The following is a 21388-nucleotide window of genomic DNA, read 5'->3' on the forward strand; positions in this document are numbered from 1 at the left end:
CCCGGACGGACGTTCCGAAGTTGCTAGGCCGGCCAGGCCGCTCACGCCGCTCGAGTCGCTTAAGCACCGAGCACCGCCGCGATCTGGTTCGGCAGGCCGTCGAGGAAGTAGGCCATCGAGCCGAAGAATTCTTCGATCTGGGCGTTGATCACCGTGAGATCGCCCAGACCCATTGACGCGAGTAACTCGTTGACGGTCTGGGTGCCGAAGTCGCCGAGCAGCGAACTGACCGTCGACGTACCGAACAACGAGTCGATCAGCTCGTTGAGCGTCTGATCGCCCAGGCCCAGATCGATGAGCCCGTCGTGCAGGGTCATGTCGCCGAAGAACTGGTCGAACAGGTCGCCCAGGGACTGCCCACCGATGCCGAACTGGTTGAGCATGTCGTTGAGGCTCTGGCCGCCCAGCGCTTGGCGGATGATGTCGTCGAGGTGCATGCTGCCCAGACCGCCGTCGTCGAGCGCCCCGGCCACGGTGGTGTTGCCGAGCAACTGATCGAGCAGCTCACTCAGGTGCTGGTCGCCGATGCCCGCCTGGTTGAGCAGGTCGACGATGGTCTGGCCGGAGGGGACCAGCTGGTTGATCAGGTCGGCCAGGGTGGTGTTGCCCATGACCCCGAGCAGCTCCGACAGCGGCTGGTCGGGCATGTTCGCCAGCACCAGGTCATTGAGGGTCATATCGGCGAAGCCGGATTGAGCGAGCATGTCGGCCAAGGTCATCGAGAAGTTGGCCTGGATCATCTGGGCCAGTGTTTGGGTGCCCATCTCACCGAGCAGCTCGCTCAGCGGCGAGTTGAGCATGCCTTGCTGGTCGAGGATCGAGCCGATGGTCTGGCCACCCAGCGCGGAGATCAGTGTGGTGTCGCCGCCCTTGTCCAGCGGGGTGCCGCCGGTGGCGGCGATGAAGTCGTTGATCGTGAGGTTCCCGATGATCCCCATCTGGTTGAGGTTGCCGAACACGGTGCCCAGCGACAGATTGGTGATGCCCAGGAGGTCGGTGAAGTCCTTGACCGTGACGTTGGCGAAGCCGGCCGCGTCCAGGACGTCGATCATCGACGTGTTGCCGGCGTCGCCGAGGATGCTGACGAAAAGCTGGCCCATGTCGGCGTCGGCCAGGCCGGCCTGACTGATCAGGTCCATCATCGATTGGTTGCCCAGGCCTAGGCCGTTGAGCAGCGAGGTGATCACCTCGTGGCTGGTCAGGTCGCCGCCGCCCAGGGCGTCGAGCAGCGACGCCGGGGTCTGGCCGCCCAGGCCCAGCGCGTCGACGGCGGTGATCAGCAAGCCGTTCAGCGTCAGGTCGTCGGCGCCGATCTGGGCGAGCAGTCCGCTGACCGTCGGGTCACCGATGCCCAGCGCGTTGAACACGTGCATGCCGAGGTCGGCGAGCTTGAGGTCGGCCACGCCCAGGTCACCGGCGATACCGGTGATGGTCGGGTTGTCGAAGCCCAGCGCGTGGGTCAGGTCGATGACGAGGTCGGCCACCTTGACGTCACCGATGCCCAGCTGGTCCATGATGTCGGTGATGGTGGGGTTGCCGATCCCGACGGCGTCGAGCACGGTCGACAACACGCTGGAGATCTGCTGGTCGCCGAGCCCGAGGGTGTCGAGCACGTCGACAGGCGTCTGGTTGCCCAGACCCAAGCTGTCCAGCAGCCCGGTCAGCATGCCGGCCACCGAGATGGTGCCGATCCCGGTCTGGTCGAGCAGGCCGGCTACGGTCTGGTCACCGATCTTCAGGCCGTCGACGACGTCACTGGCGCTCAGGTCGATTTCCAGGTTGTGGCCGGGGACCAGGATTCCGTTCCAGGCGGGGATGTGGATGCCGAGCACGTCCAGGGTGTCGGTGCCGTTGAGGTAGGCGTTGAGCAAGACCGCCGGGGCGGTGAAGATGGCCGCGAACGGGTCCATCGGGTTGGTCGGGTTGAAGATCTGCTCGTTGATCTCGTGCCAGGCGTTGTTCACGGCGACCATCGGGCCGATCAGGCCCATCCCGAGGGTCAGCAGCGGCGAGAGCATCACCATGATCGGGTCACTGCCACTGATCTGCGGCATCGGATTGGTCAGGAAGTCGATTACTTCCGGCAACTTCGACAGCGACGACGGATCGGTGAGGATCTGCATGATCAGGTTGCCCCAGCCGTTGTCCGACCCCATCGCCGCCAGGTTGGTGGCGGTGTTGTTGAACAGGTCGACATAGGGCTGGAAGAAGTCCGGGCCGGCGGTGAGCGCCACCGGACGGTGCTGGACGTCGGGCAGGGCCTCGCGGACCTCGGCCTGCGGCTTGAGCACGGCCGTCGGAACGGCCGCATTGACTGCGACGAGCGTGGCGCCCGCAATGACGACGCCGGGCGTGACGTACGGGCGAAGCGCCAGCTGCATCATGTTCTCCTACGGAAACTGACCATGGACGTTGCTGAACTTTACATGAGTTTTTGACTTTGTCGACGCCGATTTTTTCTCATGAAAAATCGCCCAGGATCGCCAAGAAATCGCACGTGAGGCGATATACGTCCGGCACAGCGGACATCTGTAGCCCTATCACACCGATGCTTCCGGCCGGGCCGAAATCGATTTCTTAGCTTTTGTTAATCGCGATTCGGAGAGGGACGGCCAACGTCGGGCGACATGAGGTCCGCGACCGACCTTGCCGAGCCCGCGGCAGCACCAGGTCGAGCCTCAGCTGACAAGGTGTTCGGCGTGGCCCCGCGACAGCGGGGCCGGCTACCCGTGCGAGGCGGGGGCCTGCGCAGCGGCGGCGCTCCCCGTGGCCGAAGGTCAGCCTTGCCGGTCCCCTGCCGACCTGCGCCGCTGCGCCAATCCGGTCGCGGCGAGCCGTACCAGGCTGCCGACCAGCGCACTCTTGACGTCGGGTGTGTCGTCTTGCGGGATTGGCGCCTGCCACTGCGCCAGCGGCACCAGCTCGCCAGCGAGGTACTGATCGCGGCATGCGCTGCGCTGGATCTTGCCGCTGGTGGTCGTCGGTATCCGCATCGGCTTGAGCAGCACCACGGTCTGCGCCTCGATCCCGTGGTGCGTGCGGATCGCCTCCCGGGCCGCCTCGATCAGGTCGTTGGGGTCGACACCGGCAGCATCGTGGTGGTGTACCTCCTGCACCACGACCAGGTGCTCGGGGGCGTTGCGCTTGGTCGGCAACTGGAACGCCGCGCCGCGGCCGGGCAGCAGCGCCGGGTGGCAGTCCTGCACGGTCATCTCGATGTCGTTGGGGTAGTGGCGATAGCCGCCGATCGACATCAGGTCCTTGCAGCGGCCGGTGACATACAGCTCGCCACCGCGGAAGAAGCCCAGGTCGCCGCTGCGCAGATACGGGCCCTCCCCGGTGCCGGCCAGCCGGGCGTTGAAGGCGTGCTCGGTCTCCTCCGGCCGTCCCCAGTAGCCCACGCCGACGCTGGGCCCGGCCACCCAGATCTCGCCCACCTCATCGGGGCCGCAGCGCAGCCTGGTCTCCGGATCGACGATCAGGACGTCCTGGCCGCCTTGCCGGCTGCCACAGCCCACCAGCGGCACCGCGCTCTCGGCGGCGGCGTCGTTGCCGTCCACCTCGACCACCCGGTCCTCGGCGAGCGCGGCGCGGTCGATGTGCCGGATCACCGGCACCGCGGAGTTCGAGACACCCGAGACGCCCAGGGTCGCCTCGGCCAGGCCATAGGCCGGGCGGAATGCCTCGGGCCGGAAACCGGCGGGGGCGAACGCCTCGCTGAAGGCCCGCAGGGTGGCCGGGCGGACCGGCTCCGCGCCGACCACGGCGATCGACCAGTTCGACAGATCCAGTGCCGCGCGTTCCTCTGGCGTGCTGCGTTTGACGCAGGCCTCGTAGGCGAAGTTGGGGGCGGCACTGATCACCGCCTGGTAGCGCGACATCGCCTGCAGCCAGCGCATCGGGCGCATCAGGAAGGCGCTTGGTGACATCAGCACCGTGGTGCGGCCGCCGTAGAGCGTGCCCAGGATGCCGCCGACGAAGCCCATGTCGTGGTACTGCGGCAGCCACGACACCCCGCTGACCGGACTGGAGAACACCGGATCGTCGGAGCGGGGATCCCAGGCCTGACGGATGATCTCCAGGTTGTGCACGTAGTTGCGGTGGGTGAGCACGCAGCCTTTCGGCACGCCGGTGGAACCCGACGTGTACTGGATCATCGCGACGGTGTCTTCGTCGACGTCTTGGCGCACCCAGGTCGCGCCGTCGCCTTCGACCTCGTCCATCGCCAGCCAGGTCACGTCACCGTCGGTCAGCCCGGCCACCGCCGCTTTCATCTTGGCCTGGGTCTTGGCCGTCGCCAGCGCGAACCGGGCCTGCACTTGGGGGACGACGGTCTCGACCCGCCGGATCGGCCAGTGCTCGTCGACCGGAACGGCGACGGCGCCGGCGTAGAAGCAGCCGAATAACCCGGCGATGCTGTCCACGCCGGGGCGGCACAGCACCAGCACCCGCTCACCGGCGGCGCCGCGGCGCTGCAGGCTCGAGGCGATCGCGCGGGCCCGCTCGTCGAGTTCGCGGTAGCTGATCCGGGCCTGTTCGTCATCCCCTTCCGGGCAGAAGATGAACGCCGGCGTGTCCTGATGACGTGCGGACTGCTGTTCCAGCAGCTCCACCAGGGTGTCCGGGGTGGTCGCGGGTGTCGTCAACTCTGCCAACGTCTGACCTGTCTCTGCGGGGAATCGCCCACAGCGTAGCGGCGATCGCACGGCGGCGGAGCCGGTCGATGCGGGCCGCCGCCGAATCCAGCCGGTGGGACAACGCAGCCGGAACCATAGGGTGATGTGCCCGCCTTCGAGCGACAACGACCGTTATGTAAAGCGCCCGGGCGCTGATTGGCCTGACATAACGAGGGTTGTCGCTCGAAGGCGGGCAATCGCCACATCCCGCCTCCCCCGTTATTGGTGGGGCGCAAGGGATTCAGCGGGGCGCCCGGTTACCGTGGGGCCTGAGGGATTTCCGGTGCGGCGAACGAGATTCGAGGACCGTCAGCCCAGCGACGCCAGCGCACGCACCAACTGGTCGACCTCCGAGGCCGTCGAGTAGTGGCTCAACCCGACCGTGACCGCTCCCCCGATGTCGTTGACCCCGATCACGTCGAGCACCCGCGACCCGGCGTTGGCGATCGCCAACACCCCGTTGTCGGCCAGCCGCTGCACCACCCGCTCGGCCGGCACGTTGCGCACCGCAAAGCTGACCACCGGAATGCGGACGTCGGGTTGACCGATCAGCATCACCAGCGGCAGCGACCGCAGCGACCCGAGCAGATAGTCGAACAGCCGGTTCAGATACTGACCGGCCGACTGCATGGAGATCGCCAGCCGCTCGGGCCGGCTGCCCCGGGCGGATTCGTCGAGCGAGGCCAGATATTCGACGCTGGCCACCACCCCGGCCAGCAGGCCGAACTGGTGCAGGCCTACTTCCAGGCGTGCCGGGCCCACGGCGTGCGGGTTCAACGACACCGACCCGAACGTGTCGATCAGCGCCGGGTCGCGGAAGACCAGCGCACCGATCGGCGGGCCACCCCAGCAGGCCGCGTTGAGCGCCACCACGTCGGCCTCGATGTCGTTGATGTCGAGCAGCTGGTACGGCGCCGCCGCGCAGTGGTCGACCACGGCCACCCCGCCGACGTCGTGCACCAATTTGGTGACCGGCCGCAGGTCGGTGACGGTGCCCAGCACCCCCGACGCCGAAGTGACGGCCACCAGCCGGGTTGATCCGGTGATCAGGTTCTCCCACTGCCAGCTCGGCAGCTCCCCGGTCTCGATGTCCACCTCGGCCCATTTGAGCTTGGCCCCGTAGCGGTTGGCGGCGCGCACCCAGGGCGCGATGTTGGCCTCGTCATCGAGGCGGCTGACCACCGTCTCGTAGCCCAGGCTCACCCGCGACGACGCCGCATCGGCCAGCGCGCTGAGCAGCACCGCCCGGTCGGGCCCCAGCACCACCCCCGCGGGATCCCCGCCGACCAGGTCGGCCACCGCCTGGCGCGCCGCGACCAGCACCGCGGCGCTACGCCGGGCCGCCGGGTGCGGGCCCCCCGCCGTCGCCAACGAGCCCCGGAAGGCGGTCGAGACCGTGGTCGCCACCGAGTCCGGGATCAACATGCCCGTAGGCGCGTCGAAGTGCACCCAGCCGCCACCGAGCGTCGGGTGCAGTCCGCGCACCCGGGCGACGTCGAAGGCCATGTCAGCCACCTTAGAACTTCTCAAGATCGGGTGATCGGTGAAAGTATCGGATAACCGGATAGCTCCCCCGCAGCGCTGAGCCGTGTCACCTTGGCAGACATACTAGTGCAGTGCTTCTCGGGTTCGGAATGGTTGCCGCGCTGCTGCTGCTGGTCCTACCGGGGGCACTCGTCGCCGCCGGCGCACGGCTGACCTGGCCACTGGCGATCACGGTCGGCCCGGCGCTGACCTATGGGCTGGTCGGCCTGGCCATCGTGCCATTCGGTGCATGGGGAATCCCGTGGAATGCCGGCACCGCCCTGGCCACCCTGGTGGTGGTCGGCGCCTTGGTGGCCGGCCTGGCCCGAGGCGTTCGGGGGTTGCTGGACCGTCGTCCCGGCATCCATGTGGCCGCGCCGTCGACCGCCGTCGGGCCCACCCTCACGGTGGCGGCCGGAGTGTTGCTGGGCATGCTGCTGATCGGGTGGGCGGCGGTGCGGGGGCTGCCGAATTGGCAGAGCATTCCCAGCACCTGGGACGCGGTCTGGCACGCCAACACCGTCCGCTTCATCCTCGACACCGGCCAGGCCTCCCCCACCCACGCCGGGGAACTGCGCAACGTCGAAACCCACGCCCCGCTCTACTACCCGTCGGCGTTTCACGCACTCACCGCGGTGCTGTGCCAGCTGACCGGTGCAGCACCCACCACCGGCTACACCCTGGCCGGGCTGGCCGCCTCGGTGTGGCTGTTCCCGATCAGCGCCGCGCTGCTCACCTGGAATCTGCTGCAGCGCGTCGCGAGCACCGCGCTGACCGCACTGTCGGCGGCGACCGCCGCGGCGCTGTCGGCATCCTTCACCGCGCTGCCCTACGTCGAATTCGGTACCGCGGCCATGCCCAACCTGGTGGCCTACGGGCTGGTGGTGCCGGCATTCGCGCTGACCACCGCGGTGCGCACCATGCGTGACCGCATCGGCGTCGCGGTGCTGGCGCTGGTCGGGGTGTTCTCGGTGCACCTGACCGGGGGCGTGGTCACGGTCTTGCTGCTGACGGCCTGGTGGCTGTGCCCGAAGGACGGGGCGCTGTGGAACCCGTTGCGCGGCAAGCGCCGTGACACCCTGGCCCTGGCGGCCGTCCTGATCCCGACCGGTCTGCTGCTGTTGCCGCAGCTGCTGAGCGTGCGCAAGCAGGCCGACATCATCGCCGGGCACTCGTTTCTGACCCACGAGGGCCGCAAGTCCGGACTGCGCGACGCGCTGCTGCTGCACACCCGCCACCTCAACGACTTCGGAATCCAGTACACCCTGGTCGGCCTGTGCGTGGTCGGGGCGGTGCTGCTGATCGCGAAGAAGGTGTACTGGCCGCTGGCGTTGTGGGCGGTGCTGGTGGTCGGGGTGGTGCAGTCCTCCGCGCCGCTGGGCGGCCCGGTGGGCGAGGTGGTGGGCGCGTTCACCGACCTGTTCTACAGCGACCCGCGCCGGATCATGGCGGCGATGACGTTGCTGCTGGTCCCGATGGCCGGGATCGGGCTGGCGTGGCTGGTCGCGCTGGTGGTCAAGCCGGCACCGGGGCGTTCCCGAAGCGTGCTGACCGGGGTACTGCTGACCGCGACGACGGTCGGGCTGGCCTGGCATTACCTGCCGCGGCACGCGTTTTTGTTCGGCGACAAGTACGACTCGGTGATGATCGACAAGCGCGATCTGGAGGCGTTCGCCTATCTGGCCGCGCTGCCCGGGGCCCGCGACACCGTGATCGGCAACGCCAACGTCGACGGCAGCGCCTGGATGTACGCCGTGGCCGGCCTGCACCCGCTGTGGACGCACTACGACTACCCGCAGCAGCAGGGCCCCGGGCCGCAGCGGTTCATTTTCTGGGCCTACGCCGACGACGCCGACACCGATCCGCGGGTCGCGCAGGCCGTGCGTTCTTTGGGTATCCGGTATGTGCTGATCAGCAGTCCGACGGTGCGCGGGTTCCCCCTGCCCGACGGGCTACTGTCTCTGGAGATATCGCGGTCCTGGACCAGGATCTACGACAATGGCGGGGCGAGCATCTACGAATGGCAGGGAGGCGGTGGCGGTGAGCACCGGCAATAACGACGAAGATGGTGTCGAGATCATCAGCGGCGCGGACCCGCGACTGCTTTCGGCCGGGGCGTCGGGCGGCACCGGCTCCGACGACGAGCAGTCACTGACCGACCTGATCGAGCAGCCCGCCAAGGTGATGCGGATCGGCACCATGATCAAGCAGCTGCTCGAGGAGGTGCGCTCCGCCCCACTGGACGACGCCAGCCGGGTGCGGTTGCGTGAGGTGCACGCCGCTTCGATCCGTGAGCTCGAAGATGGGCTGGCCCCGGAGCTGCGCGAGGAACTGGACCGGCTTACGCTGCCGCTGCGCGAGGACGCCGCCCCGTCCGACGCCGAGCTGCGGATCGCCCAGGCCCAGCTGGTCGGCTGGCTCGAAGGGCTGTTCCACGGCATCCAGACCGCGCTGTTCGCCCAGCAGATGGCCGCCCGCGCGCAACTGGAGCAGATGCGCCACGGCGCACTGCCGCCCGGTGCCACCGCCGGCGGGCACAGCGGGCAGGGCCACACCGGCTCAGGCCAATACCTGTAGTCACGTTGTCCGCCACCGATCCACGCATCGAGACCCGGGACGCCTGGGTCGAGTTCCCCATCTTCGACGCCAAGTCGCGGTCGTTGAAGAAGGCGTTCCTCGGCAAGGCCGGCGGGGCGATCGGACGCAACAACTCCAACGTGGTGGTGGTCGAGGCGCTGCGCGACATCACCATGTCGCTGTCGCTCGGCGACCGGGTGGGGCTGGTCGGACACAACGGCGCCGGCAAATCGACACTGCTGCGGCTGCTTTCGGGTATCTACGAGCCGACCCGGGGTTCGGCGAGCGTGGTCGGGCGGGTGGCGCCGGTGTTCGACCTGGGCGTGGGCATGGACCCGGAGATCTCCGGCTACGAGAACATCATCATCCGTGGGCTGTTCCTCGGGCAGACCCGCAAACAGATGACCGCCAAGGTCGACGAGATCGCCGAATTCACCGAGCTGGGCGACTATCTGGCAATGCCGCTGCGCACCTACTCCACCGGCATGCGGGTGCGGCTGGCGATGGGGGTGGTCACCAGCATCGACCCGGAGATCCTGCTGCTGGATGAGGGCATCGGCGCGGTGGACGCCGAGTTCTTGAAGAAGGCCCAGACCCGGTTGCAGAAGCTGGTGGAGCGCTCCGGAATCCTGGTGTTCGCCAGCCACTCCAACGAGTTCCTCGCCCGGCTGTGCAAGACCGCGATGTGGATCGACCACGGCACCATCAAGATGACCGGCGGCATCGAGGAAGTGGTCGGCGCCTACGAGGGGCCCGACGCCGCCCGGCACGTGCGCGAAGTACTCGCCGAGACCCAGGCCGGGGACAAGGCGTGACCCAAACCGTCTATGCGGTCGTCGTCACCCACCGCCGCGTCGACCAGCTAGCCGAGTCACTGAAGGCGCTGGTGACCCAGAGCCGGCCACCGGACCACGTGATCGTCGTCGACAACGACAACGACCCCGCGGTAGCCGATCTGGTGGCCAGCCAACCGGTGGCGTGCACCTACCTTGGATCGCAGCGAAACCTCGGCGGCGCAGGCGGTTTCGCGCTGGGCATGCTGCACGCCCTGGCGTCCGGCGCCGACTGGGTGTGGCTGGCCGATGATGACGGGCGACCGGCCGATTCCGGTGTGCTGTCGGCGCTGCTGGCCTGCGCCGCCAAACATCACCTGGCGGAGGTGTCGCCGATGGTCTGCAACATCGACGACCCGTCCCGGCTGGCGTTCCCGCTACGGCGCGGGTTGGTGTGGCGCCGCGAGGTCAGCGAATTGCGCAGTGGCGCAACCCAGGATCTGCTGCCCGGCATCGCGTCGCTGTTCAACGGGGCGCTGTTCACCGCCGATGCGCTGGATGCGGTGGGGGTGCCGGACCTGCGGTTGTTCATGCGCGGCGACGAGGTGGAGGTACACCGTCGGCTGGTGCGCTCCGGTCTGGCGTTCGGGACGTGCCTGAACGCGGCCTACCTGCACCCGTGCGGGTCGGCGGAGTTCAAGCCGATCCTGGCCGGGCGGATGCACACCCAGTACCCCGACGATGCGGCCAAACGCTATTTCACCTACCGCAACCGCGGCTACCTGATGTCCCAGCCCGGCATGCGCCGGCTGTTGATCCAGGAATGGCTGCGGTTCGGCTGGTTTTTCCTGGTGTCGCGCCGCGACCCGGCCGGGTTGCTCGAGTGGGTCCGGCTACGTCGGCTGGGACGCCGGGAGCAGTTCGCCAAACCCAAGGGGCAGCAATGAGTTTCACCGATGTGGCCGCGGAGTCCAAGAGTTTCGCGCGGGCCCGTGCCGATCTCGTGGACGGGTTCCGCCGCCACGAGCTGTGGCTGCACCTGGGCTGGCAGGACATCAAGCAGCGCTACCGGCGCAGTGTGCTCGGGCCGTTCTGGATCACCATCGGCACCGCTACCACCGCGGTGGCGATGGGCGGGTTGTACTCCAAGCTGTTTCATCTCGACCTGGCGGTGCACCTGCCGTACGTGACGCTGGGGCTGATCGTGTGGAACCTGCTCAACGCCGCCATCCTGGAGGGCGCTGATGTGTTCGTCGCCAATGAGGGGCTGATCAAGCAGTTGCCGACACCGCTGTCGGTGCACGTCTACCGGCTGGTGTGGCGGCAGATGATCCTGTTCGCCCACAACATCGTCATCTATGTGCCGATCGCCCTGATCTTCCCGAAGCCCTGGTCGTGGGCGGATCTTTCGGTGATCCCGGCGCTGGCGCTGATCGCGTTGAACTGCGTGTGGGTGTCGCTGTGCTTCGGGATTCTCGCCACCCGCTACCGCGATATCTCGCCGCTGCTGTTCTCGGTGGTGCAGCTGCTTTTTCTGATGACGCCGATCATCTGGAACTACGACACGCTGCGCGCCCAGGGTGCGTCCCGGTGGACGGCGGTGGTGGAGTTCAACCCGCTGATGCATTACCTGGACCTGGTGCGGCTGCCGTTGCTGGGCGCGCATCAGCCGCTGCGGCACTGGGCGGTGGTGTTGGTGTTGACCGTGGCCGGTTGGGCGGTGGCGGCGATGGTGCTGCGCCAGTTCCGGGCGCGAGTGGCCTACTGGGTGTAGCGGTCGCGTTCTGAGCGCAGCGGTCTCCTTCCTCGAGCCACACCAGTCACTTGGGCACCGTCGCGGGACCATGCGGGTGTTGCCGAATCGGATAGCGCCGGCGATAGCAGGGTGCTCGGCGGATGAATTCGGACGGCGCAGATCCCCGGCTACGGCGCCGTCGCTATCACAGGCGCTATCCGATTCGACAACATCTGTAGGTCGACTTGCCGGTGCGGAAGTGACGCATGTGGCAGGGGGCACGAGGCGGGCCGCGGAGGTCGGAATCACGAATCGGGCCGCGGAGGTCGCATGAGCGGGATGCGCAGCGCGATCGCCTCGGCTCGGCGATGACGGCGGGCATGGCGTTCGGCGGAGGACTTAAGCTTCCCGGGTGACCGAGACTGCTTCGCCGAACACGGGCCTGCCGTTATCGACACAGGTGTGGCGCTTTCTGGTCACCGGTGCGATCTCGGCTGTGGTGGACTTCGGGCTATACCTGCTGCTGTATCTGGGCGCAGGCGTCAAGGTCGACCTGGCCAAAGCGGTCAGTTTCGTCGCCGGGACCATCACCGCGTACCTGATCAACCGACGCTGGACGTTTCAGTCCTCGGCGCACACCGGGCGGTTCGTCGCGGTGATGGCGCTTTATGCGTTGACCTTCGGCGTGCAGGTGGGGATCAACCACCTGGTGCTGGACCTGCTGGATTATCAGCGCTGGGCACTGCCGGTGGCGTTCGTGGCCGCGCAGGGCACCGCGACCGTCATCAACTTCGTCGTGCAGCGGACGGTGATCTTCCGGGCGCGCTGAGCACAGATCTGGCCGCATTCCATTCCCGGTACTGTTCGGGGGTCAGTTCTCGGCCGAAGACGGTTGCAATGGCTGGATCCCGGTCCAGGTAGGCGTCCTCGTTACCCCGCCAGGCCTGCGCGTACCGATAGAACGGCAACCAGGGGTGCAGGTGGTGCACCAGGTGATAGGTCTGAGACAGCATGATCGGGATCAGCAACCCTTCCATACCGACCCGGTTTCGGGTGGCACGGTAGCGATTCTCCTGCTGGGTGTGCTCCAGCCCGTGGTGCGGCAACCAATCGAACCACCAGCCCAGGATCACCATGCCGATGCGCTGCGGGATCAGCACGACGGTCGCGAGGAGCCAGAAGTGCCCGGTGATGACCGCGGTGCCGATTGCCGCGACCGTCACCGAGAACACCACCGCTGTTTCGGCGACCTCGGTCAGCGGACGACGCCGGGACTGCTGCAGCCGCCGCTTCAGCTGCCGGCAGTACCAGATGGCATAGAAGACATCCATCAGCGCCCAGCGGAACGGCAGCTGCCAGGCCGGCGCGTGGGTGGCGAACATGTCCGGGTCGTTGTCGCCGTCGTTTGCGTTGCGGTGGTGCTGCAGGTGGACGTAGCTGAACGCCGGCAGCGAAAACGCCGGCGCGACAAAGAGCCAGGCCGCCCGCCCGACCACCGAATTCACCCAGCCCGCCAACGAAAGCGAGCGGTGCAGCGCGTCGTGGGCCACCATGAACATCGCGTAGACCACCGCGGTGTTGACCGCGATGGTGAGCCACATCGGAGCGTGATGGCCCACGGCCGCGGTTGTCGAAAGCACAAAGATGATCAGGGCGCCCGCCCCCAACGCGAGCGTGGGCCAGGCAAAGGCCGGTATCGACTCGACGGGGCGCGGGTGTCGTTGGCGTACAACGGTTTTCGACGACGCATGATCCATCGCCTCGAGCGGTGGCATGGGCCTCCTCAAATAGGCGACGATGCGAGCACGGGATAACCTATGGCAGATAACAGGTTACGCGGTTCCGGAACTAACCTTTCCGCACGCGCACCCGACGTTCGGTCAAGAAGTCATCACGGTTTCGCATCGGCCGCCCAGCGCCGAAAGGCGCTGGGCGGTACCGATTTCCACTACGGCGTGGCCGGGCTGTTCGCGCCGTTGTCACCGCTCGCGACCGTGCCGTTCGTCTGGGTGCCGCCGGTGTTGACGATGTTGCCGTCGGTGCCGTTGCCGCCGGTGTTGCCGACCCCGGTGCCAGTGCCGCCGTGGCCGCCGGTGGCGGTGCCGTTGGTGGCCGTGGAGGGGACGGCGGGGTCGGCGCCGTTGTTGCCGAAGGCGTCGAGCCGGCTCGACCCGCCGAGACCGCCGGCGCCGCCGTCCAGGCCGTCACCACCGTTACCGCCGGTCGACGTTCCGTTGGCCAGGTTGTCCGAGTCACCGCCGGTGGCGATGCTGGCCTTGCCGCCGTTGCCGCCGGTGCCGGCGTTACCGTCGGCATCGGTCGTGGCGTTGCCGCCGTTACCGCCGTGCGCGGTGCCGCTGGCGGTGCCGCCGGGACCACCCAGCGATCCGGTCACCTTGGAGCTCTGGATATCCGAGCTTCCACCGTTACCGCCGTGACTGCCCGCGCCGCTGGCGTTACCGCCGTCACCGCCGGTGGAGGTGCCGTAGGAGTTGCCGCCCGCAGCACTGGCCTGCCCGAGTTCGCCGGACTCCAACTCGCCCCAGCCGCCTTTGCCGCCGACGCCACCGTTGGTACCGGAGCCGCCGTTGCCGCCCTGGGCCACCGCGTCGTTCCCGCCGCCGCCGATCGATCCGCCGGCATTGTCGACGACCAGGTAGCCCGCGCCGCCGTCGCCACCGGTGCCGTTGTCACCGAGACCACCGGTGCCGCCGGTAGCGCTACCGGTGATGGTGCTGTCCGCACCGGTCGCCGAAGCAATGGCCTCGCCGCCCGTGCCGCCGGTTCCGGCGTTGACGCCGGCGCCGCCGTCGCCGCCGGTGACCTCGGTACCGGTGATCGAGCTACCCGCGTTCGCATTGACGTAGCCGATCGCGCCGTTACCGCCGACACTGCCCTCGCCGGTTCCGTCGCCGCCGTTGCCGCCCTGCGCGGTGTTGTCGGTCCCGGTCGCGTTGTCGCCGAAGACGTTGATCTGGCCACCCATTCCGTTGCCGCCGGTGCCGCCGGCGAGCCCGTCGCCGCCGCTACCGCCGTGAGCGGTGCCCGACGCCTCGGCGCCGTTGCCGCCGGACAGGATGCTGCCGTAGCTGCCGTTGCCGCCGGTGCCGCCGCCGGTGGCGTTGCCGCCGTTACCGCCGTGGGCGGTGCCGTGCGAGGTGCCGCCACTGCCGCCGCCCTCGGCGCGAGCGCTCTGAATGTCGCCGTTGCCGCCGTGACCACCGGTGCTGCCCGCGCCGTCGGCGCTGCCGCCGTCACCGCCGGTGGCAGTGCCGTACGAGGTGCCGCCGGTGCCGGTCGCGCCGGCGTCCTGACCGGCCTCGAGTTCACCGAAGCCGGCCGTACCGCCGTGGCCGCCGTTGGTGGCGGCGCCACCGGTGCCGCCGACGGCGGTGGCGCTGGCGGGGTCGCCGCCGTTGCCGATGGTGCCGCCGGCCTGGTCGACCACCAGGTAGCCGGCGCCGCCGTCGCCGCCGATGCTGCCGGTGCCGTCGCCGGTGCCGCCGGCGCCGCCGGTGGCCGTCCCGGTGATGGTGCTGCCGGCCCCGTGGGCTTCGGCCGCAGCCGCACCGCCGCTACCGCCGGTGCCGGAGTTGCTGCCCGCGCCGCCGACGCCGCCGGTGACGGTGGCCTGGTCGATGACGGCGCCGTCGGCGGCCGTGATGGCGGCCGTGCCACCAGCGCCGCCGTTGCCACCGGTGGTGCCGACGCCGGCGTTGCCGCCGGTTGCGTGGCTGTTGGTGATCGCGCTGCCGGCGCCGGTGGCGGTCAGGCTTGCTGCGCCACCGTCGGCGGTTGCGCTGGCGTCACCACCGGTCACCGAGCTGTGCGAGATGCTGCCGCCGTTACCGACGTTGACTGTGGCGCCGCCGCCGACGTGATCGCCGACGTTCTGGCCGCTTTGAACGGCGACGTCGGAGACGGCACCGCCACCGTTGTTGATCAGCGTGTTGTTGGCGCCGTCCTGGCCGTTCACACCGTTGGCGCCGCCGTTGGTGGCGTTACCGCCGGCGACGTTGGCGCCGTCGATGGTGCTGCCGTCGCCGTCGGCCTGGATGCCGGCGTAGCCACCGGTGCCGCCCTGACCGCCGACGCCCGTCAGGCTGCCCGCGCCACCGTCGCCACCGTTGCCGCCGGTCGCGGTGCTGTTGGTGACGGTCCCACCGTTGGTCTGCTGGATGATGGCGCCACCGCCGCCACCACCGCCGCCACCGCCCTGGCCGGCGGTTGTGCCGTCAGCGGCAGCACCGGTGCCGCCGTTGCCGCCGGTGCCGCCGGTCACGGTGTTGCTGTCGTCGCCGCCGTTGATGGCGCCGCCGTTGGCGCCGGCACCACCGTCGCCGCCGTTACCGGCGGTGCCAGTTCCGGCGTTGCCGTCGCTGTCCACGACCACCGCGCCACCGTTGCCACCGGCGCCGCCGTGGCCACCGGTGAAGCTGCCGGTGCCGCCGTCGCCACCGGTGCCACCGTCGCCGGCGGTGCCGTTGACCGTTGCGCCACCGTTACCGCCGGTGCCGCCGGAGCCGCCGGTGCTCAACACCGGGTTGTTCGCGTCGTCACCGGCGGGTGCGCCGGTGCCGCCGTGGCCGCCCTTACCGCCGGAGCCGGCCGCGCCGTTCTCCGAGGAACCACCGACGCCGCCGTTACCGCCGTGGCCGCCGGCGAAGGTGGCGTCCGGGCTGGATTCCTGGTCCGCAGCACCGGTGGTGTTACCACCGGCGCCACCGTCACCACCGTTGCCGGCGGTGTCGTCGCCGGTCGCATTGGCACCGGCACCACCCTGGCCGCCGTAGCCGCCGTGGCCGGAGCCGTCACCACCGGCGCCACCGGTACCACCGTTGCCGCCGATGCCGTTGCCGCCGTCGGCCTTCGAAGTCACCGCGCCACCGGTACCGCCGTTGCCACCGGTGCCGCCGTAGACGCCTTGGCCACCGGCACCACCGGCGCCGCCGGTGCCGGCCGCGTAGCCGGAGCCGCCGCTGCCGCCGTTACCACCGGAGCCGCCCACCCCGGTCGCGTTGTCGTGCGCCGGGCTCAAGCCGTTGCCGATGAAGTTGCCCTCGGCGTCGGTGGCCGCGTTTCCGCCGACACCACCGGCGCCGCCGTCACCGCCATCACCGAGCCGGCCGAGGTTTCCGTCGGACCCGTTGGTGTGGCCGTCGCCACCGCCGGTGCCGCCCTGGCCGACCACCGCACCGGCCGCGCCGCCGTCGCCGCCGTTGCCGCCGACGCCACCGGCGCCAAGCGGGTTGGACAGGGTGTTGTCGGTCGCCCCGTTGGCGCCCTTGCCACCGGCACCGCCGACACCACCCTTGCCGCCGTTGCCGGTGTCGCCACCGTTGCCGCCGTTGCCGTTGGTCGCATTACCGCCGTTGCCGCCGGCGCCGCCTACGCCGCCATTACCGGCGTTGCCACCGGCTCCGCCGGCCACCGTCGGGTCTGTCGAGTCGGCACCGGTACCACCGGTGCCGCCGATGCCGCCAACACCGCCGGCGCCACCGTTACCGCCGTTGCCCGACACCGAGCCTCCGGCACCACCGGTACCACCCGTGCCACCGGCACCCCCGGCGAAGCCGTCGCCGCCGGCGCCGTTACCGCCATTGTCGAAGCTGCCGGCCGCGCCCTCGCCACCTTGCGAGCCGGCACCGCCGGCACCACCGTTACCGCCGTTGCCGTGGTCGCCGCCGGCGCCACCGTTGCCACCATTACCACCGGCCACCCCGGTGCCGTCCGCGTTGAGCCCGTTGCCGGCACCACCGGTACCGCCGTTGCCGCCGTTGCCCGAGACCGTGGCCGGCAGCGTGCCGTCGGCACCGTCGGCGCCCGCGTTGCCCGGCGTACCGCTGAAGAGCAGCCCGGCGGCGGAGCCGGCCGCGCCACCCTTACCGCCGGCACCGACCGTGCCGAGGTTGCCGCCGTTACCGCCGGCACCGCCGTTGCCGCCGCCGACCAAGCCGGTCGGGGCCGCGTCGGCGCGGGCCGCCACTCCGGCGGTACCGGCCGCCCCGGCACCACCGCCGGAACCGCCATTGCCTCCGTCGCCGCCGTTGCCGGCCAGACCGGAACCGCCACCGGCACCACCGGCACCGCCGTTGCCCGCCGCACCCGCGGTGTGAATACCGAAGAAACCACCGGCGCCACCGTTACCGCCGGCGCCGCCCACGCCCCCGGCGCCACCGGATCCGGCGTTGCCGCCGTTGCCGCCCGCACCGCCGTCTCCGCCGGGACCGGTCGGGTCCGCGGCCGCGCGGATGAGGTCGGCGGTGCCGCCGCCCACCGGCTGGGTGTTGTCGTTGCCGTCGCCGCCGGTACCGCCGTCACCACCGTTGCCGCCGACGCCACCGTTACCACCGGCGCCACCGGTACCACCGGCACCGGACGTGCCGAACAGACCGGCCGCGCCGCCGTTACCACCGACACCACCGGCACCACCGGCGAAGCCATCCCCACCGTCGGTGCCGTCGGTGCCGTTGACGCCGGCCGCGCCGTCACCACTGCCCGGGAAGCTCAAGCCGTCCAGGCCGCGGTCGCCGTTCGTCCCGGCGGCACCGTTACCGCCGGCACCACCGGTGCCGCCATTGCCGCCGTTGCCGAACAGGAAGCCACCGGTACCACCATTACCGCCGGCCAGGCCGGCCCCGCCGACCGCGGCCACCCCGTCGGCGCCGAACGCGCCCGCGCCGCCGTTGCCGCCGTTACCCAACAACCAACCGCCGGCGCCGCCGTCACCACCGATCAGGCCGAGGCCGTCGCCGCTGCCACCGGCGCCACCGTCGCCGAGCATGCCGGCGGCACCACCGTCGAGGTCGATCGAGCTGGCGTTGGCGAACGAGTAGGTGCCGTTCTCAACGTCGGCCAGCGTGATCACATCACCGTCAGCGTCGGTCAGCGCCGAGCCGTCCGCGCCGATCAGGTCGCCGTCGGCGTTGACGAAGCTGCCGCTACCGCCGTCACCGAACAGGAACCCACCCGCGGTGGCGGCGTGGTAGATCAGGTCGCCGTCGTCGCCGAAGCTGACGTAGGCGTTGGCGCCGTTGGCCAAGACACCGTCGAGGGTGAACCCGCTGCTGATCAACATCTCGCCGAGGCTGTGCAGCGGCTGGTAGATCACCATGTTGATCGAGTTGGCGACCAAGTCATCCAGCCACTGCAGCGGGTCGACCATCTGGCCATCCGCCGAGCCGGGCAGGTCCCCACCGAACAGGGCGCTCCAGTCGGTGACTGACGATTCCAGCGCCGAGGAGTCGAACCACGTCGATGCCTGGCCGAACAAGGCGTCGAACATCTCGTCGAACCCGTCGGCGCGCGCCGGCGCGGCCGTCAGCGGCGTCATCCCGAAGGCGAGGAAAGCTCCGACCGCACTTGTGGCGCCCAGCGCGCGGCCGGCCCGGCGCTTGTTCTTCCCGAAGTAATTCTTCGTCGACATGATTTCTCCTTGAGGCGGGGGGGTCCTACGAGCAGTTGACGGAGATGCAAAAGACTTATTTCGACTTAAGGTAACAGAACCTACGTCGAACATGAAGCCTTATCCGAACATCCCTTTCAGCGCCAGTCGCCTTGCCGGTCGGGCCTCTCACCAGCGATATCGTCCGAGATTTGCCGGGTAATTTTTTGGGAGTCGGCGCCACACGCCGGGTTTTGGAAACCTGATAGGCAGTCGATTGATCGCTTATGTAGCTCGGTTATTTTCTTTGCTGACCACCTGAGCCGACCGGTTGGTTGATTCGCCAGGGCAGGCTGAAAAGCACCGGCAGCGACGGTTTTCGCGGTCCCACCGGTATGGGTACCGCCTCCCGCCGTCAGGCGGCCGGCGAATTTACTGCCGGCGGACTTCTCCAGCACGGCGATCCCGCCGCGCGGCTGGTCGCGCGGCGGCGGGGCCACGACGTCGTTCCGTGAGTTGCCGGCGAGATAGTTAACGTTCCGCATTTGCGGGACATCGCTGACCTGCCATGAGGTCAGGCCGAACGGCAACGGTCCCCTGCCACCCCTCGTGGGGCAGGGGACCGTCGCGAGGTCTGCCTAGGGCGCCGGTATGCCGGGTTGGCCGGGCTGCCCGGGCGGCGTGCCGTGGGTGCTGCCCACGCCCGCAGCACCGCCCACGCCGCCGTCGGTTCCGTTGCCGCCGTTGCCGCCGTTGCCGCCGGCCCCCTGCTGCTGGGCGCCGTTCCCGCCGTAGCCACCGTCACCGCCTTGGCCGCCGTTGCCCCCGCCGACGCCGCCAACGCCCTTGCCGCCGTTGCCGCCGGTTCCGCCGGTTCCGCCGCTGCCGCCGGTGGGGTCTGGGGACTGCGGGGTGGCCTGGCCTCCGGTGCCGCCCTGGCCACCGTCGCCGCCGGTGCCGTTGGCGCCCCGGTGGGCACCGTTTCCGGTGCCGGTGCCGGCAGTGCTGTTCCCGGTCCCCCCTTCGCCGGCGTTGCCGCCGTCGCCGCCCTTGGCGCCGGTAGTGCCGTTGGCGGCCGCACCGGTGGCGCCCTGCGCGGAGACACCCGCGGTTCCGCCCTCACCACCGGTCCCGCCGTTTCCGCCGGCACCGCCGTCGGTCGGATTGTCGCCGACGCCGCCGTTGCCCCCGACGCCGCCATGACCGCCGAGGCCCCCGACGCCGCCTTGTGCTCCGGCGGTCTTCTCGGCGTTATTGCCGGAACTGCCGTGGCCCCCGTGCCCGCCGGTACCGCCGTCACCGGCGTTGCCGCCATTGGTGGCGTGGGCACCGCTGCCACCGGCACCGCCGTTGCCTCCGCTGCCGCCGACGCCGCCGGCGCCGCCGTTCTGCAGGGCGGTGTCCTGGCCCCAGCCGCCACGTCCGCCGTCGCCTCCGTTGCCCCCGTCGCCCGCGTTGCCGGCGTCGCCCGCGTTGCCGGCGTGGCCGATGAGTGAGGAGCCGGCGGCACCACCGTTGCCGGCGGCGCCACCGGTGCCGCCGCTGCCGCCGTGCCCGCCGGCCTGGGCGTCGGGACCGCTCGGGTGCGGGATCGGCGGATGACCAGGCGGCTGCGTCCGCCCGTCAGCACCCCAGGCGCCGTTGCCGCCATCGCCGCCGACGGCGCCATTGCCGCCGTGACCGCCGTTACCGCCGGTGCCGTCCACGAGGCCACTGGCACCGCCGGCGCCACCGTTTCCACCGGCGCCACCGTCGGTGCCGTCGCCGCCGGCCTTGCCGTAATTGACCGGGGTGTTGTATTCGTCGCCGTAGCTGATGCCGTCGGCGCCCCTCATGCCGTCGCCGCCGGCGCCGCCCGCGCCGCCGTTGCCGTAGAGCATGCCCCCCATACCGCCGGCACCGCCGTTGCCGCCGCTGTCGCCCGGATCGGTTGCGTCAGCACCCGCACCGCCGTTGCCGCCGTTGCCGAACAGCCAACCGCCGGCGCCACCTGCACCGCCGTTGCCGCCGTCGTCGCCGTCGCCACCGGTACCGCCGTAGCCGAACAAGCCGGCGGCGCCGCCCGCGAGGCCGTTCCCGTTGTCATCCACTCCGCCGGCCGCGCCGTCACCGAAGAGCAATCCGCCATCGTGGAGATTGCCGAGGCCCAGCCACGCCAGTGGTGCATCGTTGGTTCCGTCCCAGCCGGCGTCGCCGTTGCCGATCAGGTTGCGGCCGAACAGGTCCACCCACGGCTGGTTGATACCGGCGATCAGGGCCGCGTTGTCGGTGTCGGCCAGCCAGGCTTCCAGGTCGGTATGCAGGTGGGTGAAGACGGCCATGGCGTCATCGCCGTTGAGGAAGCTGATGTCGCCGGAAGCCGTCCCGAACAGATCGGTGTTGAGGAGCTCGAATAGCGCATCGAGGCCGTCCAGGTCGGCGTGCGCCGCGGGCGCGCCGGCCAGCGGCGTCATCCCCACGGCCAGAAAGGCTGCGGCGGCGCTGCCGGCGACCAGCGTGCGCCGAGGGCGTCCGCGACCAGATCGATGGGCCATCCCCCCGCGACGCTGAACAAACATGGCGCCCTCCCCCAAATTGCTAAAGCGCTCGATGAAAAACTCTCATCGATCGCTCACGTTAATCACGATTCCGGTGGCGTCAACCCTGTATCACGACCTTTCGCTAGCCGCGGGCGCCGACACTGCGAGGTAAGTCGAGTTATGCATTTGCCCAGGTCAGT

13 protein-coding genes are annotated in these 21388 nt (G+C 69.9%); 6 read left to right on the plus strand and 7 right to left on the minus strand.

Features of this window, described 5'->3' with window-relative positions; translation table 11 throughout:
• Positions 1 to 59: 59 nt before the first annotated feature.
• The 3 genes from AC5Y4Q_RS06595 to AC5Y4Q_RS06605 form a co-directional block, all read right to left on the minus strand.
• Entirely contained in the window at positions 60 to 2381 is a 2322-nt protein-coding gene (locus AC5Y4Q_RS06595; protein WP_499958442.1) for a hypothetical protein, read from the minus strand.
• Between the two features lie 396 nt (positions 2382 to 2777).
• Positions 2778 to 4646, minus strand: a complete 1869-nt coding sequence (locus tag AC5Y4Q_RS06600; RefSeq protein ID WP_234786526.1) for a fatty acyl-AMP ligase — start codon at positions 4644 to 4646, stop codon at positions 2778 to 2780.
• 339 nt (positions 4647 to 4985) lie between these two features.
• Positions 4986 to 6182 (minus strand): cysteine desulfurase-like protein, encoded by a 1197-nt coding sequence (locus AC5Y4Q_RS06605; protein WP_064924442.1) that lies wholly within the window; start codon positions 6180 to 6182, stop codon positions 4986 to 4988.
• Between the two features lie 128 nt (positions 6183 to 6310).
• Here AC5Y4Q_RS06605 and AC5Y4Q_RS06610 point away from each other — a divergent pair, with 128 nt between their 5' ends.
• The 6 genes from AC5Y4Q_RS06610 to AC5Y4Q_RS06635 all read left to right on the plus strand — a co-directional run bounded on the left by AC5Y4Q_RS06610 (position 6311) and on the right by AC5Y4Q_RS06635 (position 12114).
• On the plus strand, positions 6311 to 8257 hold the full coding sequence (locus AC5Y4Q_RS06610) for a DUF6541 family protein (protein ID WP_499958753.1): 1947 nt from the start codon (positions 6311 to 6313) through the stop codon (positions 8255 to 8257).
• On the plus strand, positions 8199 to 8777 hold the full coding sequence (locus AC5Y4Q_RS06615; RefSeq protein WP_109535791.1) for a bacterial proteasome activator family protein: 579 nt from the start codon (positions 8199 to 8201) through the stop codon (positions 8775 to 8777). Before AC5Y4Q_RS06610 ends, AC5Y4Q_RS06615 begins: the two co-directional genes overlap by 59 nt.
• A gap of 5 nt (positions 8778 to 8782) precedes the next feature.
• A complete protein-coding gene (wzt, locus tag AC5Y4Q_RS06620; RefSeq protein WP_064924440.1) occupies positions 8783 to 9592 on the plus strand; it encodes a galactan export ABC transporter ATP-binding subunit Wzt/RfbE in 810 nt (269 codons plus the stop codon).
• Positions 9589 to 10497, plus strand: coding sequence for a galactofuranosyltransferase GlfT1 (glfT1, locus tag AC5Y4Q_RS06625; RefSeq protein ID WP_064924439.1), 909 nt, complete (start codon positions 9589 to 9591; stop codon positions 10495 to 10497). The genes wzt and glfT1 overlap by 4 nt, the downstream gene beginning before the upstream one ends.
• Positions 10494 to 11324 carry a galactan export ABC transporter permease subunit Wzm/RfbD gene (gene wzm / locus AC5Y4Q_RS06630; protein WP_064924438.1) on the plus strand — a complete coding sequence of 277 codons (831 nt, stop codon included), beginning with the start codon at positions 10494 to 10496 and terminating at the stop codon, positions 11322 to 11324. Before glfT1 ends, wzm begins: the two co-directional genes overlap by 4 nt.
• Positions 11325 to 11697: 373 nt before the next feature.
• The gene (locus tag AC5Y4Q_RS06635) at positions 11698 to 12114 is read left to right on the plus strand and encodes a GtrA family protein (RefSeq protein WP_064924437.1); all 417 of its coding nucleotides are present in this window, start codon (positions 11698 to 11700) and stop codon (positions 12112 to 12114) included.
• Here the strand turns inward: AC5Y4Q_RS06635 and AC5Y4Q_RS06640 are convergent.
• The 4 genes from AC5Y4Q_RS06640 to AC5Y4Q_RS06655 form a co-directional block, all read right to left on the minus strand.
• The gene (locus tag AC5Y4Q_RS06640; protein WP_125225885.1) at positions 12071 to 13060 is read right to left on the minus strand and encodes a fatty acid desaturase; all 990 of its coding nucleotides are present in this window, start codon (positions 13058 to 13060) and stop codon (positions 12071 to 12073) included. The genes AC5Y4Q_RS06635 and AC5Y4Q_RS06640 overlap by 44 nt on opposite strands.
• A gap of 173 nt (positions 13061 to 13233) precedes the next feature.
• A complete protein-coding gene (locus tag AC5Y4Q_RS06645) occupies positions 13234 to 18711 on the minus strand; it encodes a beta strand repeat-containing protein (RefSeq protein WP_065019041.1) in 5478 nt (1825 codons plus the stop codon).
• Between the two features lie 116 nt (positions 18712 to 18827).
• Positions 18828 to 19259, minus strand: coding sequence for a hypothetical protein (locus tag AC5Y4Q_RS06650; protein ID WP_131809636.1), 432 nt, complete (start codon positions 19257 to 19259; stop codon positions 18828 to 18830).
• A 48-nt stretch (positions 19260 to 19307) separates the two neighbouring features.
• Complete coding sequence (locus tag AC5Y4Q_RS06655) at positions 19308 to 21203, minus strand: PE family protein (protein ID WP_499958448.1); 1896 nt, start codon at positions 21201 to 21203, stop codon at positions 19308 to 19310.
• Between the last annotated feature and the right edge of the window lie 185 nt (positions 21204 to 21388).

The organism is Mycobacterium sp. NGS16, assembly GCF_059813225.1.